1 rRNA gene is annotated in these 516 nt (G+C 55.4%); it reads left to right on the top strand.

Annotated elements, in window-relative coordinates:
• A 23S ribosomal RNA gene (locus cpu_RS13165) occupies positions 1 to 516 on the top strand; the annotation flags it as partial.

A 516-nucleotide genomic window follows, 5' to 3' on the forward strand; every position in this document is an offset into this window, starting at 1 on the left:
AGGGCGGAAGTTACGTGCAGCAGACCCGAAACCGGGTGATCTACCCATGGCCAGGGTGAAAGCTGGGTAAGACCAGTTGGAGGCCCGAACCGACCGTCGTTGAAAAGGCGGCGGATGAGCTGTGGGTAGGGGTGAAATGCCAAACGAACCCGGAGATAGCTGGTTCTCCCCGAAATAGGTATAGGCCTAGCCTCTGCTGATGGCTACAGGGGGTAGAGCACTGATTGGGCTAGGGGCCTTCACCGGTTACCGAACCCAGTTAAACTGCGAATACCTGTAGGTTAGAGGCAGGGAGTCAGACCATGGGGGAAAAGCTTCATGGTCGAGAGGGGAACAGCCCAGATCGACAGCTAAGGTCCCGAAGAGCGTGCTAAGTGGGAAAGGATGTGGAGTTGCGAAGACAACTAGGATGTTGGCTTAGAAGCAGCCATCATTCAAAGAGTGCGTAATAGCTCACTAGTCGAGTGACTCTGCGCCGAAAATGTAACGGGGCTCAAGCACGCCACCGAAGCTACG

Source organism: Carboxydothermus pertinax (assembly GCF_001950255.1).
Taxonomy (GTDB): Bacteria; Bacillota; Z-2901; order Carboxydothermales; family Carboxydothermaceae; genus Carboxydothermus; species Carboxydothermus pertinax.